The 22,908-nt window shown below is 33.1% G+C and carries 12 protein-coding genes; 11 read left to right on the forward strand and 1 reads right to left on the reverse strand.

Annotated features, from left to right (window positions below; all coding sequences use genetic code 11):
* On the reverse strand, positions 1-906 hold a 906-nt coding region (locus F6U93_RS14655), incomplete at its 3' end, for a leucine-rich repeat domain-containing protein (protein WP_191963485.1).
* 624 nt (positions 907-1,530) lie between these two features.
* On the opposite strand from F6U93_RS14655, the gene F6U93_RS08900 reads away from it, so the two are divergent.
* The 11 genes from F6U93_RS08900 to F6U93_RS08950 all read left to right on the forward strand — a co-directional run bounded on the left by F6U93_RS08900 (position 1,531) and on the right by F6U93_RS08950 (position 22,504).
* Complete coding sequence (locus F6U93_RS08900; RefSeq protein WP_150938950.1) at positions 1,531-2,094, forward strand: RNA polymerase sigma-70 factor; 564 nt, start codon at positions 1,531-1,533, stop codon at positions 2,092-2,094.
* A gap of 197 nt (positions 2,095-2,291) precedes the next feature.
* The gene (locus F6U93_RS08905; protein ID WP_150938952.1) at positions 2,292-3,443 is read left to right on the forward strand and encodes a FecR family protein; all 1,152 of its coding nucleotides are present in this window, start codon (positions 2,292-2,294) and stop codon (positions 3,441-3,443) included.
* Between the two features lie 134 nt (positions 3,444-3,577).
* Positions 3,578-6,997: a SusC/RagA family TonB-linked outer membrane protein gene (locus F6U93_RS08910; RefSeq protein WP_225312628.1), complete on the forward strand. Its 3,420-nt coding sequence runs from the start codon at positions 3,578-3,580 to the stop codon at positions 6,995-6,997.
* Between the two features lie 11 nt (positions 6,998-7,008).
* Complete coding sequence (locus tag F6U93_RS08915) at positions 7,009-8,511, forward strand: RagB/SusD family nutrient uptake outer membrane protein (RefSeq protein WP_150938956.1); 1,503 nt, start codon at positions 7,009-7,011, stop codon at positions 8,509-8,511.
* Positions 8,512-8,527: 16 nt separating this feature from the next.
* Positions 8,528-9,568 carry a DUF4465 domain-containing protein gene (locus F6U93_RS08920; protein WP_150938958.1) on the forward strand — a complete coding sequence of 347 codons (1,041 nt, stop codon included), beginning with the start codon at positions 8,528-8,530 and terminating at the stop codon, positions 9,566-9,568.
* A gap of 121 nt (positions 9,569-9,689) precedes the next feature.
* Positions 9,690-11,102, forward strand: a complete 1,413-nt coding sequence (locus tag F6U93_RS08925) for a TlpA family protein disulfide reductase (RefSeq protein WP_150938960.1) — start codon at positions 9,690-9,692, stop codon at positions 11,100-11,102.
* 229 nt (positions 11,103-11,331) lie between these two features.
* On the forward strand, positions 11,332-12,081 hold the full coding sequence (locus tag F6U93_RS08930) for a T9SS type A sorting domain-containing protein (RefSeq protein WP_191963486.1): 750 nt from the start codon (positions 11,332-11,334) through the stop codon (positions 12,079-12,081).
* A 654-nt stretch (positions 12,082-12,735) separates the two neighbouring features.
* Positions 12,736-15,207 (forward strand): T9SS type A sorting domain-containing protein, encoded by a 2,472-nt coding sequence (locus tag F6U93_RS08935; protein ID WP_191963487.1) that lies wholly within the window; start codon positions 12,736-12,738, stop codon positions 15,205-15,207.
* A 468-nt stretch (positions 15,208-15,675) separates the two neighbouring features.
* On the forward strand, positions 15,676-18,147 hold the full coding sequence (locus F6U93_RS08940; RefSeq protein WP_150938966.1) for a T9SS type A sorting domain-containing protein: 2,472 nt from the start codon (positions 15,676-15,678) through the stop codon (positions 18,145-18,147).
* Positions 18,148-18,427: 280 nt separating this feature from the next.
* Entirely contained in the window at positions 18,428-19,336 is a 909-nt protein-coding gene (locus tag F6U93_RS08945) for a S1 family peptidase (RefSeq protein ID WP_150938968.1), read from the forward strand.
* Positions 19,337-19,384: 48 nt separating this feature from the next.
* Positions 19,385-22,504: a M36 family metallopeptidase gene (locus F6U93_RS08950; protein ID WP_225312630.1), complete on the forward strand. Its 3,120-nt coding sequence runs from the start codon at positions 19,385-19,387 to the stop codon at positions 22,502-22,504.
* Positions 22,505-22,908 lie beyond the last annotated feature (404 nt).

The raw sequence follows: 22,908 nt of genomic DNA on the forward strand, positions 1-22,908 counted from the left end.
GAATAAATTATTAAAGTTACATTTTAATGAATATATAGCTGGGTTATTAGAAACATCTAAACTTGCTAATTGATTATTGTTACAATAAAAATATACTAATGCTGGGTTGTTAGAAACATCTAGACTAGTTATATTATTGTTGTCACAATATAAATATTTTAATACTGGATGAGCAGAAACATCTATAGATGATATATTATTTTCTACAATATCTAATTTAGTTAATGCTGTATTATTAGCAACATCTAAACTAGTTAAACTCATAGTGCCACAAGTTAAAGTAGCTAACGCTGTATTATTAGAAACATCTAAACTAGTTAAACTCATAGTGCCACAAGTTAAAGTAGCTAACGCTGTATTATTAGAAACATCTAAACTCGTTAATTGATTAGTATGACAAGTTAAATTAATAAATGCTGTATTATTAGAAACATCTACACTAGTTAAACTCATAGTGCCACAAGTTAAAGTAGCTAACGCTGTATTATTAGAAACATCTAAACTAGCTACACTATTAGAAGAAAAAGATAAAGTTTCTAATAAAGGGTTTTGCGAAACATCTAAACTAGTTACATTATTATTTGAAAAAGACAAATATGTTAATGCCGTATTTTTAGAAACATCTATACTTGTTAACATATTATTATAACAATTTAACTCTGTTAAGTTTGTAAAAGCTTCTATCCCTGTTAAGTCAGTAATTGACTTGTTAGAAACGGTGATCCTACCTGTAAAAGCAGTAGCTTCGTCACAAGAAATTTCGCCATCATCAGTTGTATTTATCGCAGTATCGGCTAGCAAAGCAGCTTTAAAGTTTGCGTCAGGTATGTTTACATTGCCTGTACATTGTGCATCTATATTCATATAAACGAATACAAATAAGAGTAATGTTAATTTTGTTTTCATAAAAAAAGTTTTTGATTAAAAAATTAGCGTATATGTATTAAGTGTCAAAATTGTGTAAGACCCCCTAGGGAAAACTCAATTATTTTTCTATATCTGTAATAATAATATGAATAAACCAAAAAAAAACATTCATATTATTTAGTGAAACAGCATATAGATTGTTGAAAATGAAATTAAGATTTGGAGTCTTTCTGTTTAAGCTAATTTTGTGTGTTTTTTGTTTATTGGAGTTGAGTGAGCCAGATGCCTTAACCTTTATTTACAACCAATGAGCAAAAACTTTGCGCTTTTTAGCAGTTTCTAATAAACGATTAACACAGGTCTTTGTTGTTGTAAACTCCGGATTATATAATGGGTATGTTTTCCGAGTTTTTCAACTATTTTGAGTTGCTCTAGGTCGTTTTTTAGTGTTGTGTGAAGAATTCTTTGTTTTAAGAGAAAATAAATGTTTTTTTTATTGTGATTAGTGAAATTTGCCTTTCAACTTATTGAATTAGTAAAAATCAACCTTTCATTTTTATTTATTTCCTCTAGTTTTATCATTATCAATTTATTTAATATATTGCTCAAACTTTAACTTTAATTTAATACTTTAAGGTTGTAGATTAAATTTTCTTATAAATTATGTGTAAATCCGATAATGAAATAATAGAGCGATTGAAGGTTGATGACAAAAAAGCCTTGACTTTATTATATAATAACTATTGGAAAGTGCTGTATATTTCTTCTTATAATTTATTAAAAGATAAAGAGGTTTGCGAAGAAATTATTCAAGATGTGTTTATTGATCTTTGGAATAAACGTAAAAGCCTTCAAATTAAAGTGTCTCTTAAAAGCTATCTTTATGCATGTGTGAGATATAAAGTTTTTGCTGAATTTAGAGCCAATAAAAAGATACGCGTTGAGTTATTTGAACAATTAAATGAGCGCATACATTATACGAACCCAGAAACTAAATTGATACATAGTGAGCTTAAAGACTATGTTAATCTTGTGGTTGAAAGTTTGCCGGAAAAGTGCAAGAAGGTCTATCAACTCAGTAGACATGAGCAGCTAAGTCATAAAGAAATAGCCGAACAATTAGATATTACTGTTAAAACAGTAGAGAATCATATTACAAACGCACTTCGCGTACTACGTACTTCTTTAGGGCAGGTTTTATTTGTTGCACTTTTTCTAAATTTATAAATTTCCATTTCTTTCGTACAGTAAAACAACATTGCGTTTTATTTACTGATTTTACTCATTCATTAGTTTAAATGGTGTGCTCCTCTTTTTTTTGTGATATTATTTTCAAAGAAAGTGAAAAAAAAATGATTTTTTTTTGGGGGGTACAGCTTAGTTTTGACACTTAGTTAATATAAAGTAACATACTGGTAGATTTTATGAAACATAACCAATATACAAATCAAGATTTTCAAGCCTTGATTGAGAAATATCTAGATGGCAAAATTTCGATTGAAGAAGTTAAAATGCTTGTAAACTATTATGAAAGTTTTCAGGAGAACAATGAGTGGGTTGAAGAGTTAGGGTCGGAAAGTCAGATAAAAAATAAAATGCTTATTAATATTCTGGAGTCAATCCAAGAAGATCGCCCGGTTAAAACGATTCCTTTTTATAAGAAATCTATGTTTAAATATGTAGCAGCCGCATGTTTAATAGCGTCTATAGCTTTAGGTTTTGTATACAAATTACAATATAATAAAACGGCTAATGCTGTAGTAACTAATAATACTATTCAAAGCGGATCAGATAAGGCAACTTTAACTTTGGAGGATGGAAGCCATATTGCGCTAGAAAAAGAAACTACCTATGAGTCTGCTAAGCTAAAAAGCAATGGTAAATCTGTAGTTTATAATAAATCAGGAAAATCAGAAGACGAGCTGGTTTATAATTATTTAACCGTTCCTAGAGGGGGGCAGTTTGTTGTTGAATTATCAGACGGCACAAAAGTGTGGCTTAATTCAGATTCAAAGTTAAAATACCCTGTGAGCTTTATTAAAGGAAATCCAAGGGAAATTCAGTTGGTTTATGGAGAAGCCTATTTTGAAGTTTCAAAAAGTACCAAGCATAATGGAGATGCTTTTTCAGTAAAAACAAATGATCAGCTTATAACCGTATTAGGAACGGAGTTCAATGTTAAAGCCTATAAAAATGAAACAGAGATTTTAACCACTTTAGTGGAAGGCAGCATAGCAGTTGGTAACGGTGTTACTAATGGAGTACTAAGGCCTGGTGAGCAGTCTAGACTATCTCAGTTTAAAAATGAATTTGAAATTTACGAAGTAGAGGTCGCCGATATTATTTCATGGCGTAAAGGCGAATTCAGTTTTACAAAAAAGCCTTTAGAAGATATTATGAGAGTTTTATCAAGATGGTATGATGTTGATGTTGTAATAGCTAATGAAGAATTAAAAAGCGTAGGTTTTACAGGTGTTATAAGTAAACAGCAGTCTATAGAGTATATACTGGAAATTATAAAAAGCACGAATAATATGAATTATAAAATCGAAAATAAATCTATAGTTATAGAATAAAAAAGGGATAAAACTAAACATCTCACCGCCAGTGATATCCCCAGTGTATTTGATTAAAAAAACCAAAATGTAAATTTATGAAAAAAACATTATTAATGCTTCTCATTTGTGTGAGAAGTTTTTTACCCCAAATCATGAAAACATTTATTTTTCTTTTTTCAGTGTGCGTCTTTAGTATGTCTCCTAAAAACGGATTTTCGCAAAATGCAGAAATTGAAATTAAAGACAATCAGGTTGTTTCAGTAGATGAAGTCTTTGAAATGATTAAGAGCCAGACCGATTACATGTTTGTTTATAGAGGAGATTTGTTTGATAATTATCCAAAGGCGAATTTAAAAAAGGGAATAATCAAAGTAGATAAACTTTTAAGTTTGACTTTGTCAAAAGGAGCTTTTGATTATAAGTTCTCTGACGAAAATACCATCATTATAAAAAAGAAGGTCGCTAAGAAAGATTCAGTATTAAAAAGTAATAATGTATTTCAACAAACAATAAATGGTAATGTTACTGATGAAAACGGAGTGCCTCTTGCAGGTGCAGGTGTGCTAGTGAAGAACACAAAAAATGGAGTATTTACTGATTTTGACGGTAATTTTTCAATTAATTTAAGAAATGCCGACGAAAATATCGTGTTAGTTTTTAGTTATTTAGGGTATATAAAAACGGAGTTAGTAGTTAGTTCTAAAGAGTTTGTTAATGTTAAAATGCTTCCAGACCTTGATAGTTTAGATGAGGTGGTAGTAATTGGATACGGAACTACTACCGTAAAAGATGCCACGGGTTCTATTTCTAGTATATCCGCTAAAGAAATTGAAGAAGCTCCAATGTTAGCTACTGTTGAAGGTATGCTTCAAGGAAGAGCTTCGGGAGTTGATGTGCAAATTGCATCGGCCTCTCCAACGTCTCCTGTAAGTGTAATTATTCGTGGGCAATCTTCATTAGTTGGAAATAACCAACCGTTATGGGTTATTGATGGTGTGCCTCAATACGGAGATACCAGTAGTGGTGGCGTTGACAATCCCTTAAGTAATTTAAACCTTGATGATGTTCAAAGCGTTGATATACTAAAAGATGCTTCTGCAACCGCTGTTTATGGTTCTAGAGCGGCCAATGGTGTCGTGATGGTAACAACCAAAAAAGGAAAGTCTAATCAGAAACCTGTAATTGAACTATCTACACGTACAGGGCTTACGGTTATGGATTTTAATAGTTTTAATTTCTTTGGGGCCGAGGATTACAAAAATTTTACGATAGCTGCTAGTAAGGAATCAGTTCTTACTAATGGTTTTGGTACTTATAGTGCTGCGGTTATAGATGAAAATGCGTTTTTAAATATGAATACCACACAATATGATGCTTCTGATTTGAAAGTTTTACCTGGAGCTTTTTATGATAATGATATCCATTGGCAAGATGAGATGACGCAAAGTCCATTAGTTTCACAGCATACCGCTTCAATTCGAGGAGGATCAAGCAATAACACTTATTTCGTGTCCTTCAACTACAATGGTGCAGATGGAATAATGAAAGGAGGAAGTAGTGAGACCTACGGTGGTCGTCTTAATTTTGATACAAATATAAGTGAACATTTTAAGTTTGGATTAAACATAAGCGCCAGTTCGCGTACTACCGATAGTAAGGACTCTATGTTGAGACTTTTAGGACGTGTACGTCCAGATCTTCCTGAATATAATCCAGATGGATCTATATTTACAGCAGATGTCTACACTGAAAACCCGCTTACTACGTATAAAAACACCAATGCTGGAACAGGAGTTTTATTTAATAGTACCGCTTATGTGGATTATACCATAATTAAAGGTTTGAATTTAAGGGGGGCGTATACTATTAATTACTCAGACACGGAAACATTGCAATATAATATAGAAGGTACCAGCGATAATAATCCTTATAATAACAGGTCTTGGTACAGTTTTAAATCAACATTTAATGTTTACGAAGCGACGTTATCATATAATACAGTAATCAATAAAAAACATGATATTAATGCTTTGGCAGGATATACCTATGAGAATAGCAATAGAGGAAATATGTCTATAAAAGGTCAAAACTTTCCTGATGATGATAATCTTAATAATTTCTCATCTGCAGCAGAGATTACTGACGTGCAAGAGGAGTACTCTCAAAATGCGTTGATCTCCCAATTTGCACGTTTTCATTATAAATTTGATGATCGTTATATTATTTCAGGAACAGTTCGTAGGGATGGTTCTTCACGTTTTGGACCAGAAACACGTTGGGGTATTTTTCCTTCTGGAGCTGCAGCATGGTTAATTTCTGAAGAAAATTTTATAAAATCCACTAACCTTGATAAATATGTTTCTTACTTAAAGCTAAGAGCGTCTTTAGGCGTAACAGGTTCTCAAAATCTTGGGAATTTTGACTGGATAACCTTAGTTAATTCTACAATTTATGCTGATAGCCCTGCAATGGTCCCATCAACAATTGGAAATCCAAATCTACAGTGGGAGGAAACGCAAATGTTAGATATAGGCCTAGATTTTGGACTGTTTAATCATCGTCTATCAGGTACCGTTGGAGTATATGAAAAGATTAGTGACCAATTATTTTATGACAAACCTGTAGCGTTGAGTTCTTCATTTACAGATGTTAAATCCAATGTTGCAAAAATAAGTAATCGTGGATTTGAATTTGATATTAAGTACAACATCATTCAAAAAGCGAATAGTCGATTAACATTCAATTTTAACTGGTCTAAAAATGTTACGAATGTGTTAAAAATTAATGGAACACTTGATGAGTTGTTTTTTCCTGGAATTTGGGGGCCATACATCAGACTTACAGAAGGCGGGGAAACCGGTCAATGGTATGGATTAGAAACTTCCGGGAGATTTTATGTTAATGCAGAAGATATGTTTGCTATGAGAGGTCACTCTACTGAGACTGGACAAACCACCTATTTAAGCTTGGCGGCAGAAACAGCGGGGGATCTTATGTTTATGGATCAAGATGGTGATGGGGTTATAACCAATGATGACCGTGTAAATATAGGAAGTTCAACTCCTTTAGGTTATGGAGGTTTTGGTCTATCCTATCAAATTAAAGGTTTTAATGTTAATGCTAATTTTACTTATGCCTATGGCCATAAGAGGTTTTGGAATTTAGCATATACTGATATTGGTAACACGCGTCATTATAACCAAAGTAATGCAATTGCAGGAGAAAGTACGATTTTAAATAGCCCGTATGATGCGCTTTTTCCAAGAATGGGACCAGGATTGGCACCAAATGCTAGGTTTTCTGATTTCTATTTGTATGATGCGTCATATTTACGTCTAAATGCGCTAAATATGAGTTACAGGCTTCCTAGTGAGATATTTGCGAATACAAGTGTTAAAGGGATTAGTGTTAGGCTTCAAGCCTCAAATCTATTAACGATTACCAAGTATCCAGGGTTTGACCCTCAAGGGAACTTTTCTTCTTCAAGACTTGGTGCAGGAATGTCTGTAGATTCTAGTAGTTATCCTGCTGCACAAATATACAGTCTTGGAGTTGTTTTTAACTTTCAATAAATTTATTTAATATGAAAAAAATATTTTATATATCATTAATTAGTCTAAGTTTTGGAATGATTTCATGTGAAGACAATTTAGATATTACACCTACATATATTTTAAATGAAAAGAACGCAGTAACTAATGATATTCAAGCACGATCTGTTGTTAATGGTATTTATCAAACTATAGTGGAATCAGATGAATTCTCGGGTAAACTGTATTCAGCTCTAGCTTCTAAATCGGGTTTTTTTCTCTCGTCAACTGGGGATTATGAAATGATTTACTCAGAATCCAACGAAACAACCACTAATATAACAAATAGATGGTTAGACTATTATACCACCCTAAACGCGGCAAATTTTGCAATTACTAAAATAGAGCAATTATCTGAAACACAAATTGAGGATGAAGATAAAACCACTTTGCTCGCAGAGGCTAAATGTTTAAGAGCATTTGCTAATATGAATCTTTTTTGGAATTATGGACACTGGTGGTCTACCGATGATTCCAACCCCAATGGTATATTGTACCGTGATAAACCAATAACTGCTGAGACCATTGAAGGCGCCAGGTTAAACGTGGGAGATAGTTATCAGAAAATATTTGATGATCTTGATTTTGCTATTAATAATTTACCATCTTTTACGAGTAGTAAATTTGTTTCAAAACAATTTGCTAAAGTTTTAAAAGCTAAAATACTGCTTTATAGAAACGGGTTTAATGACGGCGCAGGTGATTTTGCCGAGGCATTAACTTTGGTAAATGATGTATTAAATAATGGTGTCGCTGGTTTTTCAATGCAACCGGATTTAGCAAAGGTTTATGAGGATTCATGGGATTCTGAAGAAAACCTGTTTTCTGGTTATATCTCTGATAATGCAGACCGAGTTAATAACGTTAGTTATTTCTATTCATTCTCATTGATTATGAGTCATTCAAATCGTTTACCTCTTTTTACTGGTCAACAATTAGATGCCGGTCTAAATGCTGGATTCGACTGGTTTTCAGAAGATCCGAGATGGGATATTGTAACAGGTAAAGCGCGCGCTCCTATACTATGGGATAAGGTTGAACGATTTACCTTCACTAAGGTAGCAAGACTTGGTAAACTTGCTGGGCAAGAAGCCAGTCCTCAAGATTTAAAATTCAACACCTATTTTTTTAGATATCCAGAGCTGTATATTTTAAAAGCGGAATTATTAGCAAGAACAGGAGCTTCTATAACAGAGGCCATTGCGCCAATTAACGAGATGCGTTCTAAAAGAACAAATCCGGTATTACCTAGTTTAAATCCTCAAAATGAACAGGAATTAAAGGATATGATCTTTAAAGAGTATTTCTTGGAAACTTTCTTAGAAAATGGAAGTGAATATTTTGCTTCTTTAAGGTTTAAAGATAATGCGGGTTTACTTTGGATTGAAAGTTTTAGAAATGGTACACCAATAAGTTTTAATCGCTTATGTTATCCTATTCCTAGTCAAGAGATGGAACTTAATAGTAAAATGACTCAAAACACTGATTTAGAGTAGTTAATAAAATAATAATATGGAATTTAAATCAAAATATATAGTTGCTGTACTTAGTTTAGCATTAATGATGAGTTGTGAAGAAGAGGATAAGGAACTTTTAGTAGCTTATCCAAACGACATCACCTTTAATGAATTAGAGATAGGTAGGTTTACTTTTAAAACTTACGATGCTCCATTTAGTGCTGGTGATGAGGCATCGGGAGTCATTACCGCTAATGCGGGTGTGGGTGACAATGTCACTCATAGTGGATTCGCATTATCTAATCAGAATTTGCGTTCATATCCTTGGTATACAAGTCCAAAATTTGCACCAGCAAGCCTAACGGCAATTCAAAAGCAACAAGTTATAGATTCATCAGCTTATAGTGTTTACAGCTATGGAGTGAATAGAACAGCAAATTTTCTTGTAGGAAATACTACTGGAGATAATGCTTATTTTACTTTGCCAAAACCAGGTGTTGTAGAGCATGTATTAGTTGCAAATACGAGTTATAACTACCTTTTAACGTCAGTAGGGTCTGTGTATTCTAAAACAATAGATTCAGATACACAAAGTTATTTGATTGATGGTGAGCCAATAAAAAACCCGAATATTCCGAATCCAAGCACTGATCGTTTCGCTACTTTTAGACTTCCTGCTCCAGGTGATGTTGATGCCTTGAGACTTGGTGGGGATTTAATTTTGAAAAGACGTGAATTAGGAATTATTGCTGAAGAAGCTGTTATTGCTGCAGGAGGCACAGAGGACGAAGGTCGTGCGGCCTATCTTGAAGCTTATAATTCCTATTTTACTGGTTATGTTATATTAACGATTGAAGGTTATTTGAATGGAAGCAACACGGGTGCTGTAGAGGAATATTTGGCGGTATTGGAAGGTGTAGACCCTGAAAATCCTGAATATAATTTCACATTAAATGATTGGAGAAAAGTGGATTTAACGTCTTTAGGGCAAGTAGATAAAGTATTATTTAAAATGTCTTCGTCCTATGTTGACGATCAAGGTAAAATGGTGTACCCAACTTTGTTTTGTTTAGACGGCGTTCGACTTGAAAAATAGTCAAAACAGCATATAACGTAAATTAAATTTCGCGTTTAAGCAGGTTTGTTGAAATTTTAATACACTTTATTCGGTGAATAAATTTCAGTTTTTAACTGATTTAAATTTAAAAATGTAAAAAATGAAAAAAGCTATATACTTATTGTTTTTAATGCTTTACTTAAGCTCTTGTATTGATCAAAAACAAAATTCAAATAACAATAATACAGCATTAGAGAATCAAAATAATGAGGCTATATTATTTACTGGAACGATATTAAATGCGCCTTCTCAAAAATTCATGCTGGTTAACAAAGCAGGCGAGTCAATTCCTATTCAATTGGATGAAAACGGATCTTTTACAGAGACCATTACTACCGGCTCTAGTCATTACATTTTCTATAATTCTCGTCATAGATTGGATTTTTACTTTGTTCAAGGGGAAGAATATCATTTGAAAACTGATATGAAAAGTTTTAAAAAATCGGTAAATTTAACAGGAACAGATCTTGATGCCTCTAATTACTTAATGACAAAAGGAGTACAGTTTCGGAAAATAAGAGGGTCAAATGCTGATTTATACGCTTTAAATGAAAATGAATTTAAAGCAAAAGTATCAGACATTAACAAAAGTTATAATAATTATTTAGAAAGTTTTCTTGGAATTCCACATGAATTTATCGCAGAAGAACGTCGAGAATTAGAATATTTACGTCTTTTAATGTTAACTAAATACCAAACGTTACATCGAAATTCTACGAAACAACCTGATTTTAAAGTTTCAGAAAATTTTCTTAGTGAACTTGAAAAAGTTGACTATTTAGATGAAAAAGCCTATAAGACTGGCGGCTCTTATGATAATTTAGTTGCAGAACACTTTAAGTTAAAATCGCAAGATTTCATAAAAAATAGTGGTGGAAATGTATATTTTGATAAACTAAAATTTTATGGAGCCATCCCAAACGAATATATTAAAAATAGACTATTAGGTCCAATAGGGCTTCAGGACATTGCTAAGGTTGAAAATAAAAAAGAGTATTATGACGCTTTCGTTTTAGTGTCTTCTTCTTCAAAGAATAATGAAAAGGTTAATGAGAAATTTGTATTTTTAGGACAGCTAGAACGCGGGCAACCTTCTCCAGAGTTTACAAATTATCTCAATCATAAAGGTGAACCAACGTCTCTAAGTGATTTTAAAGGTAAGTATGTTTATATTGATGTCTGGGCTACATGGTGTGCGCCATGTAAAGCAGAAATACCATCGCTTAAAAAAGTTGAAAAACAATATCATGGTAAGAATATTGAATTTGTTAGTATTTCTGTCGATGTAGAAAAGAAGCACGATACTTGGAAAAAAATGGTTGTAAGTGAGCAGCTAACAGGTTTGCAGTTAATTGCAGATAAAAACTGGGATAGCGATTTTATAAAAGGCTACAGAATCCGTGGTATCCCAAGATTTATTTTGATAGATCCAGATGGTAATATTGTTGATGCAGATGCTCCAAGACCATCAAACCCTCAATTAATTTCATTATTTGATGAACTCAAAATTTAAATGACTTAGCCGTTTTGAAAATAGGACGGATTAATTATTTGTAAAAGGATAAGCTAATACAATACGAATAACTGCTTACAATTATTTATTAATTAAGGAGAGGCAAGTACAAAAAAATAGCTTTCTATAATAAACAAAATTAGAAAATATTAAAAACGTTATTATTAACCATTAAATCTTTGAATTTATGAAAAATCTTTACAAAAAAAATCTAATAACAATCGTTGTATTGGCAATAACGTGCTTATCGTATGCACAAAATGCAGCAGTTTATACTGACAACCGTAATGGAACGCTAGATGGAGTACCGTTTACCATTAATTTTTCAGAACAACCTAACTCTACTTATTTGAGTAAAATAGAATCTAAAAATTTAAATATATGGGATTATAGAGGACATCATTTAGGTAATCCTGTAGATGTTTTTAGTTTTCCATATTTTGTGGCTAGTAATCTTTCTGTAAATTTTGATCAACCTATTGAACATTTAAAATTATACTTATACGCAACGAGACCTGTAGAGCTTCAGTTCAATCATCCATTTAAGCTAGTAGACAACCTTGGTCGTAATGTAACAGATGTAAGTGCAAACGGAGTAAATCAAATAAATGTTACATACCCAGGATATCATATTGTAGAGTTTACAGAACCTGTAACCACGTTAATTTTTACTCCAGTTTCTGTTCCTGGTGCTGGATATCAGGCTATTACATTTGATGGTGGTGCTTCAATCCTAGGATTAGATGACAGGTTTGCCAAAGCTAGGAACCTTAAGTTGTATCCAAGTCCTGCTTCAGGTTTTATTCAAGTTTCAGGATTAACCGGAAAAGAAAATTATAGCATCTATAATGTAATTGGAACTGAAGTTGGTGCAGGAACAATTTCTGAAAACACTGAAATAGAGGTAGCGAATTTAGTGAATGGCATGTATTTTTTGAAACTTGAAAGTGGAAACACAATTAAATTTATTAAGAAATAAATAGTATTACTATTTGCTAACCATGTTATAAAAATAGCAGTTAAGAACAGTGTTTGGTTCTTAACTGCTATTTTTAGTTTTAAACAGAAGGCCATAGTATTTCTTAGATGCTAAAGCACAAACGCCTCACTTTTAAATGCTAACTAAGCCAATTCGTAATTATTACAAAGGCCATTTCTTGTAGATCGCATTTTTGGAATAAGTTTTATATAATACTTTTTCTGAAGTTTTAAATTAATAGTCTCAATTTAGGAAAAAAGTGATATTGCGCTTTCTGCATTGATTAATCCAGTTTGTTGGTTTGTATGAAGTGTTTTGGTGTTTTTATTATATTATTATAATAGAATAGTAAAATAATTGATTTTATTTTGGGGGGGGTACTACTCAATTTTGACACTTATTTAATATACTCAACGTATAGAGCTATTAAAAAATGATAAGATTTAAGTTTATTGAAATGTGGAAATAATAAACAAATGAATCCCCAAAATGAGTGCATTAATATTAAACGTGTAATCAAACAAGATTATAAATATCATTGTAAAATGGAAAGTTTGTTTTGAGAAAGAAGCAATTTTAATTTTCGATTATTTATTTATAAAAAATATTGTGAATACATGTAATATTATTTATCAATTGAACACTATTATGATTATGAGATTATTCAAACAGTTACTTTTTACTCTTTTCTTATTTCAAGCAGCAATGACTTTCGGTCAAGCTAGTTTTGAAATTATTGGTCAACCAGCAGAAATTCACCCAGATGGCACTTTAATTCCGAGTGATCCTTTTGTTTTTGTAGTAAGAGATATTCCTAATGGGCAAAATAATGAAGTGCTTTTTAGTCTTTACCCTTATGCAAGAGGTGTTTTAGTTGACTTGGGAGCAACTGCTCCCGGTTGGCAAAGTGGGTCTGATAAAGTTAGGATGAGGTTATCTACTTTAAATGATGAAGATATCAATAATGGTTATTTCAAAACGGAAACCGTAGACAATGGAAATGGTACATTTACAAAAACGTATACAATATCTAATGTTAGTATAGACGCTACATTTGGTAGTACCGCTAAAGGTGGAGGTTTGACAGCTGGATTAAGTTATGCTCCAGTAGTAAGAATTGTTCAGGCCAATGCACAAATCCTTGATTCAACAGGTCAAATGGCAACTGGAGACAATCCATTTGAGGTCGATCAAGAAAGTTTAGATAGAAGCCCAGATTATATTACAACTAGTTTTGCATTTAGTTATTATCCTCCAGAAGAAAATCAAACCACTGGAGGTGGAAAATTACCTCATGTTATTTCTACGGCTTCAATTGATTTATATACTGATGATACCGGATCTGGTAAACAAAATCAAATCATATTATTTGATAGTCAGGTGGTTAAGAAGTATTCCACCGCTGGCCCTTTTACCGTTTCAGCAACATCTAGTTCTGGCCTAACGGATATGAACTATAGTGTGGTATCTGGACCTGCAACTATTAGTGGTAATACAGTAACATTAGAAGGTAACAGTGGTGGTGTGGTAACCATAAAAGCAACACAGGTAGGTGATGCAAATTATAACCCCTCAGAAAACTATCTGCAATTTGATGTTGTTGATTTAAGTATTTACAGTCCTAGTATTACAACCCAACTTACTGAAGATTATCCTTTAGAAATGCCTGCATTGTACGCCTATCCTATTTATGTAACATCGAGTATTGAGGAACCAGGCTTATTAAGTATAGATCGTGTAGAAATTACGGTTAACGATGAAACTATAACCACAAGTGGAGAAAATGGTGCATTTTTTGGGTTATGGACGCCAGACTCATACGGATTTCATACGATTAAAATCGTATCATATGCTACGAATGGAACCAGCACAACAATGACCAAAAATATTGAAGTTACTAATACTATAGCCTCTCAAAATGTACAAACTATGGATGAGGTTTTAATAGAATATGAAATAACAGGTCAATGGCATTACGGTACATATTCGATGCCACAACATGTTGGAGGTTATAATGAAATTATAGCAAACATGATTGTAGAATGTCCATCAAATACTGGAGATTGTGATGATTGGGATCGTTTAGCTTATGTTGATGTTAAGGGGCCTGATGGCAATTGGATACAGATTATTCGTTATGTTACTCCATATAAAATAGGGTGTAGTCATACCATTGATTTAACAGATTATGCAAGTCTGCTTCAAGGGGAGGTGCAATTTAGAATGTACATTGAAACTTACGGAACGGGAGGTTGGCAAATATCATTAGATTTCGATTTTGAAAAAGGAACTCCTGAATACCTGTATTCAAAAGTTGACGAATTATGGGATGGATCTTGGGAATTAGGAAACCCTACAAACTTACAATCTACACCTGTGATAAATTACACCTATGATTCTAATATATTAAGTTCTCACTTGCGTTTATCTACTACTGGTCACGGTTGGGGAAGTAATAATTCTCAAAATGCTGCTGAATTTTTTCGTGCGAATAATTATATTGATGTTAATGGTGTGCAACATTACACTCAAGATCTTTGGAACAACTGTTATCCTAACCCTGATAATTGCAATGCCCAATATGGGACATATAGAACTAGTAGAGCAGGATGGTGTCCGGGATCCATTGCGCCACCAAACATTATTGATATGAGCTCTCAGGTAGCTAAAGGAACTGTTGATTTTCGATATAGATTTGATCCTACCTATGTAGATTACTGTCATCCTAATAATCCTGATTGTATTTCACAAGTTACTTGTCCAGATTGCAATGATACCTTTATTGCACAGTATGTTATTGATGGACAACTTATTAATTTTAGTAATATCCCATTAATACAAGGAACTTTAGGTATTGAAGAAGTTGATAATACAGCGCATTATAAATTACTCGCATACCCAAACCCATCAAATGGAATTTTTCAAATAACTACTACAGGAACTTTTGGTAGATCTATAGTGGAAATTATATCTGTTTCTGGAGAAATTATAAAATCCTATGCTATAGATTCTAGTGAACAATTAAACAATACGACTTTTAATTTGTCATCTCTTGCAAAAGGACTCTATTTTGTAACTATAGAAAATAATGCAGGTCTAGGAAATTTAAAGATTATAATCAAATAAGTTAAATTGTTAATTTGTAGGCTTCCTCTTTTTAGGACACTTTAAAATTCGACAAATAAGTGTTATTCCAAATTTAGTAACTAAGTCATATTGCACTTTATACATTGATTAAGCTAGTATATTGGTTCTTGTAAAAAAAAAGATGTTTTTGTTGAAATTATTATAATAGAAAGGTGAAATAGTTGATTTTATTTTGGGGGGTACTACTCAATTTTGACACTTATTAAATGTAGTTATGGTATCAAATTATTATAAAATGAAATTGATGTTTACTGTATTGTGGAAACAATAAACAAACGAATCCATTAAATGAGGAATTAATACCTGTTGAACCTGTACTCAAAAAAAGCCTAAAAATATAATAGTAAATTAGGTTTAGAGAAAAGTCTATTTCAATTTTTTGGAACCTCATTTAATAAAATAGTATTCCATTTTATGTATAATATTATTAATTAATAGAACACTTTTATGTTGAAAAATTTACTTAGTACTGTATTGTTTACGATTTTATTGATCCAGACATCGATGAGTTTTGGTCAAGCTAGCTTTGAATTTATTGGTCAACCAGAAGAAATTCATCCAGATGGAACCTTAATTCCTAGCGATCCGTTTGTATTTGTGGTAAGAGATGTTCCAAATGGGCAAAATAATGCCATACTTTTTAGTTTATATCCTTACCCAGATGGTGTTAATATGAATGCCTTTAGACATGGCTGGCAAAGTGGCTCTGATAAGGTTAGGATGACTTTGAGCAAATTAAATGACCCAGATGTAAATAATGGTTTTTTTAAAACGGAAACCGTAGACAATAGCGATGGCACATTTACAAAAACGTATACAATATCTAATGTTAGTAGAGATGTTACATTGGGTGGTACAGCTAAAAATGGTGGAATGACAGATGGTGTAAGTTATGCACCAATTGTAAGGATCATTCAGGCTAATGCACAAATTCTTGATTCTTCAGGACAAATGGCAACAGGAGATAATCCATTTGAGGTCGATCAAGAAAGCTTAGATAGAAGCCCAGATTATATTACAACTAGTTTTGCATTTAGTTATTATCCTCCAGAAGAAAATGCAACTACAGGAGGTGGTGAACATCCTCACGTTGCTGCTAACGCTTCAATTGATTTATATGATGATGGCACGGGTTCAGGGAAACAAAATCAAATTATATCATTTACAAACCAAATAATAAAAAAATATTCTACCGCTGATCCTTTTACTATTTCTGCAACATCTAGCTCGGGTTTAGCCAATATAACTTATAGTGTGGTATCTGGACCTGCAACTATTAGTGGCAATACCGTAACATTAGATGGTAATTCTGGTGGTATTGTAACCATAGAAGCAGCACATGCAGGAGATTCAAATTACAATGCTTCAGAAAACTACTTACAATTTGAGGTTGTAGATCTAAGTATTTATAGTCCTACTATTACCACAAGACTTACTGAAGATTATCCTCTAGAGATGCCGTCATTATATGCATACCCTATTTATGTAACACCAAGTATTGAAGAACCAGGCGTGTTAAGTATAGATCGTGTAGAAATTTCTGTTAATGATGTACCCGTTACCACAGGTGGCGAAAATGGTTCGTTTTTTGGGTTATGGACACCGGATTCATATGGGTCTCATACTGTGAAAATCATTGCGTATGCTACTAATGGAACGAGCACAACAATGACCAAAAATATTGAAGTAACAGATGTTTTAAGTACTCAAAGTGTAAAAACTATGGATGAAGTTGTCATAGAATATGGTCTAACAGATTTATGGCATTACGGCACATATACTTTACCTCAACATGTTGGTGGTTATAATGAAATTATAGCAACCATGTTGGTAGAATGTCCGTCAGCTACAGGAAATTGCGATGATTGGGATCGTCTAGCTTATATTGATATTATGGGGCCTGATGGTAACTGGATTCAAATTATTCGTTATGCGACTCCATATGGAGTAGGGTGTAGCCATACTATTGATTTAACAGATTATGCAAGTCTGCTTCAAGGGGAAGTACAATTGAGAATGTATATTGCTACTTTCGGAACTGGAGGATGGCAAATATCCTTAGATTTCGATTATGAAAAAGGAACACCAGAATACTTATATTCAAAAGTTGACGAATTATGGGATGGAACTTGGGAATTTGGAAACCCTACAAATTTACAGCCAATTCCTGTAAATAATTACACCTATGATAGTAATGTATTAAAATCTCATCTGCGTTTATCTACTACGGGTCATGGTTGGGGTGCAAATAATTCTCAAAATGCTGCTGAATTTTATGAGGCTTATCACTTTATTGATGTTGATGGCTTGGTGAATACCCTCCAAAATACGTGGAAAATATGTAATCCAAATCCTGATAATTGTATTGGACAGAGGGGAGAATGGGCATATAATAGATCAGGATGGTGTCCTGGAGCCATTTCACCGCCAGATATTTATGATATGACGCCTCAAATAGCCAAAGGGACTGTAGATTTTGGATATAGGTTTGATACCAGATATGTAGATTATTGTCATCCAGATAATCCTGATTGTATTTCTGGGACTACCTGTGATAATTGTAATGACACGGGTAATGCAAGGTATGTTGTTGATGGGCAACTTATTAATTTTAGTAACTCGCCATTAGTACAAGGAACTTTGGGTATTGAAGCAGTTGATAATTCAGCGAATTATAAATTACGCGTATTCCCAAATCCATCAAATGGAATTTTTAAAATAACGACTACAAGTGATTTTGGTAAATCTTTAGTGGATATCGTGTCTATTTCTGGAGAAATTATAAAGTCTTATACTGTTGACTCTAGTGAACAATTAAACAATATGACTTTTAATCTGTCCTCTTTAGCTAGTGGGTTCTATTTTGTTACTATAGAAAATAATGCAGGTATAGGCAATTTAAAGATTGTGATTAATTAATTTATTGTTTTGGAGTTTTCTGGAAAAGGGCAATAACGTTTGCAAACTTAATTTTCATGAATAATTTAGTTTAAACCGATACTAATAATTCGATCATTTTACTATAAAGATAAAAACCATATTACTAAAGTTAAAAGAGAGCACAAATAGAAAATTATAACACATTATAATGTTATAGAAATGTTTTTTTGTTCTTGATTACTTCTTAATAAACAAATAACAAGCTTAGTTAGGCTGTACTAGCAATAGTATACTTTAAAAACAAATTCAAAAAAATCAAATGAAAATCAATTTTATCCTATATCTATCACTAGTATTCATTTTAAATAGTTGTAATACCACTAAAAATGCTTCAGAATCAACTGAAACAGAAACAGAGGTGTTCCATGAAGATCCCGAAAATGATTCAGAGTTTGTTAATGCAGCTAGTGCAGCGGTTGACAAGTTAGTTGCAGCCAATATGCATACACCATTTACAAAACTAGAAGAAGACAAGGACAAGAACTCTGAGGTTAATTCAGGTGTTCATATTTCGTACGCCAAGTCAGATAAAAAAACAGGTAACCAAATGTATCATCATCTGCAAGAAAGGACCTTGTATATTGGCTCATCGTATTTGTGTGATAAATGTCCAAATGTGCATTTAAGTGGGGCAACAGGTTTCGTCATTCATGAGGATGGTATCGTTGTAACAAACTATCATGTTATATCGCCAAGAGATAGTGTTAAATATGATGGTCTTTTTGCGATAGACCATGAAGGTACTGTTTATGTGGTGACCGAAGTATTGTCAGCAAGTAAAGCTAACGATTTAGCAATCCTGAAAGTTGATACAAAAGGTGCCAAATTGAATGCATTACCATTGGCGAAAACAGAACTTGTAGGAGAAGATGTGTATATGATGGGACATCCTTTTAAAAACACCTTCTTTATGACCAAAGGAATCATTTCTAGAAAATATACAAATTCTGATGAGTCGAAGACTAGAATGACTATTACAGCAGAATTTGGTTTAGGTGCTAGTGGTGGCCCTGTGGTAAATGATTCGGGCGAAGTTGTTGGAGTCGTAAGTTCTACGTATGCAAACTATTCAGGAGGTCGTACAAGACAAAATGGAGATTTACAACTATTATTAAAAATAGTGGTACCAGTAAGTCAGCTTAATAAATATGTTAAAGAGGCGGTTTAACATCAAGTTATGTCAGACACTAATAATCAGCTTTCAGTAATTATAAAAATGAAACACATAACTAAAAGTATTTTAGGAGGTTCTTTAATTCTATTATCAACATTTGGGTTTGCTCAAAACGCGTTAAGCACCTCTCCAAACGGAGCTAAAATACAGGATCATGTTAGTAGTGCTGAGTTTAATTTATCTCAAAGTGATATTCAAGGATTAACCGTAACCAATGAGTATTATTCTAAAGGAATGGATGTGACCCTTGTATATGTAGGGCAAGAACATCAAGGTATTCCTATATATAATGCTATTACAACTGTAGCCATTAAAGATGATGAAGTTTTTAATATCGCCAGTCGATTTGTCACAAATGTAGCGGAAAAAATTAATACCCTAACACCTGCTATAACACCAGAGCAAGCTATAGAAAACGTAGCCTCTTATTTTAAACTAGGGGAACCTACCGCCTTAAAAAGGCTAAGTAACACAAAGAAAAAAAACGAGTTTTCTAACGGTAATATTTCTTCTAGAAATACCATTCCTGTAGTGTTAAAGTATGTTGAAGAAGCAGACGGAAGCTTGAGATTGTATCAAGATGTTGAAGTTGATGTTATTGGAAGTAGTGATGCATGGAGTGTCCGAGTAGATGCTGTTACAGGGAAAATTAATGAAAGAAACATTCATAATTATACGATTAGTTGTTCTTTTGAAAACCCTCAGTATGACCATGTTCACGATCACAACCATTCTGAACCTATAGAAAAAAACCAAACCGAATTTGAATTCTTTAAATCTACGGAGCATGCTTCAATACTAGTCGATGGATCTAGTTACAGAGTTTTACCAATATTATCAGATGGTAGTACTCCAGGGACTTCAAACCCAATACATGGTAATAGGGTATTAATTAATAATCCTGCTAATGTTGTAGCATCACCATTTGGCTGGCATGATATTGATGGAGTACCTGGTGCAGAATATACTAATACAAGAGGTAATAATGTATATGCTTACTTAGACACCAAAGACTCAGAAGATGGCGACTCACCAAATGGCAGGAGTAACTTAGAATTCGATTTCCCTTATGATTATAATAATGAGAATCCAAAAACATATAGAGATGCCGCAGTAACCAACTTGTTTTATGTTACTAACATGGCTCATGATGTGTTTTATAGATATGGTTTTGATGAGGCATCTGGAAATTTTCAAGAAAACAATTACACTAACGTTATAGGGAAATCTGATGGTTTAAATGCAGAAGCTCAGGATGCTGCAGGAACAAATAATGCCAATATGCGTACAGATACAGATGGCGTTAATCCAATAATGCAAATGTACTTATATGATGAGATTGATACACCAAGAGATAGTGCTTTTGATAATGAAATTATAATTCATGAATATGGTCATGGCGTCTCAATAAGGTTAGTAGGTGGCGCCTTTAATGCATCATGCTTAAATCAGAATTATGTAAAAGCGCAACAAGGAGAGGGGTGGTCTGATTGGTTCGGTTTAATGTTGACCATGAATTCTGGAGATCTTTCTGAAACCAGAAGAGGAATTGGTTCTTTTGCTAAAGGTGAATCAATAAGAGCAAATGGGCTTCGAGCTAAACCATATTCTACAGACTTTAGCATAAACGATTATACCTATGATGATATTAAATATGCAAAGGTACCTCACGGTGTAGGCGTTGTCTGGGCAACCATGCTATGGGATTTAACTTGGGCTTATATAGATAAGTATGGGTTTTCTGATGATTTATATTATGGAGATGCAGGAAACAATAAAGTATTACAATTAGTGCTAGACGGATTAAAATTACAACCTTGTGGTGCTGGTTTTGTAGACTCTAGAGATGCCATTTTGGCTGCAGATCGGGCAACTACAGGAGGAGAAAATGCCTGTTTGATTTGGCAGGTGTTTGCTAAAAGAGGTTTAGGATTTGGAGCACAGCAAGGCGCTATTAATTCTGCGGCAGATGGTTTAGAATCATTTGATTTACCAGAAGCAGCTTTCTCAATAACACAAATTAAAGGGGCGTGTGGTAATGGAATTGCCCAAATGTCTGTATCTAACTTTACAAATACACCAATATCTTCTTTAGATTATAGCTATACTATAGATGGTGGTAATCCAGTAAGTGAAACTTGGACTGGAAACATTGGTCCTTGCCAAACAGGTGTTATTACTATTCTAGATTCAGGAAGCATACCAAGAGGTATTCATAAATTAGAGGTCACTACATTAAACCCAGCAACAACTTCTTCAATTAACTTATATATAAATGATTCAGGCGAGTTTGGCGAGGTTAATACTTTTGAAAATGATTCAGACCAATTAATCGCATATAATATATCAGGAGAAGAAGCCTTATGGGAAAGAGGTACGGCAAGTGGAAAGTTGTTAAAAGATACGGGGTCTAAAGTCTACGGAACAAACTTAGATGGTGATACAGAAAGAAGTGCAAGAGGTTACTTGGTTTCACCTTGTTATGATTTGTCTAACATAGAAAATGCTAGCGTAGAGTTTAAAATGGGGTTTGACACAGAGAATAGATATGATTTTATAACCTTTCAATACTCTACAGATGGCGGCGTAACCTGGCAAATTCTGGGCAGTGCAGACGATGAAGATTGGTTTAATAATGGAGAAGTTTGGAATACATTTTTTTGTGAATTATGTGTTGGCGGCCAATGGACAGGAAGAGGAGATGATTTAAGTACACATAGTGCAGGAGGAACAAATGCTGAAATGAAATTATATAAGCATTCCTTAGAAGACTTTGATATGAATGGTTCGGCTGAAGAAAATATGCTGTTTAGATTTGTGTTAATAAATAATGAAAGAGGTACTGCCGAAGAAGGTGCAATTATAGATGACTTTGTAGTTAGAGGCGATAATACATTATCGACTCAGGAAAATGAAATAAAAGGTTTAAAAGTATTTCCTAACCCAACAACCGATGTCATTACCATACAAAGCTCAGAATCTTTAGAAAATGCAAAAGTATCTATAATTGATCTTATGGGCAGAGTATTAAACAATGTTCCGGTTCATACTAATGGCTCTAACAAAAAGACAGTAAGTCTTAAAGGGTTTGCTACAGGTGTTTATTTATTAAACATTGACAATGGTTCTCGTAGATCAATGACGCGTATTGTTAAGAAATAATTTCAATTGGTTACTGGTATTAATTAATAATAAAATTTTGGTTTAAAGTAACCAGTATTTGAGAACCTATATTAAATATTTTTTTTATATATCATTGAAATTTATATGGTTAAATCTGTGTTGAGTTGAATTAAGTAGTGTTTTTTTAATAGAGATTGTGCTGTAAGAGATAGTTTTGTATCTCATTTATAGTAGCTTTTATAAATAATCTAATTATAGATTTCTTTATTGCTATTTCAATACGGAGACAACTTTTTTTAATTCTATAAATAAAAACAGTAAGAATAATACTTGTTTTTTCTTCTAAAAGTGTTCGAATTTTCACTTCTTAAAAAAATAACTTTTTTTTAACCCTACCAAAGAGTTTTATCGTCAAATAAAGAGATGGCCGTTTTGCCTTTAAA

Source organism: Pseudotamlana haliotis (assembly GCF_008806375.1).
GTDB lineage: Bacteria > Bacteroidota > Bacteroidia > Flavobacteriales > Flavobacteriaceae > Pseudotamlana > Pseudotamlana haliotis.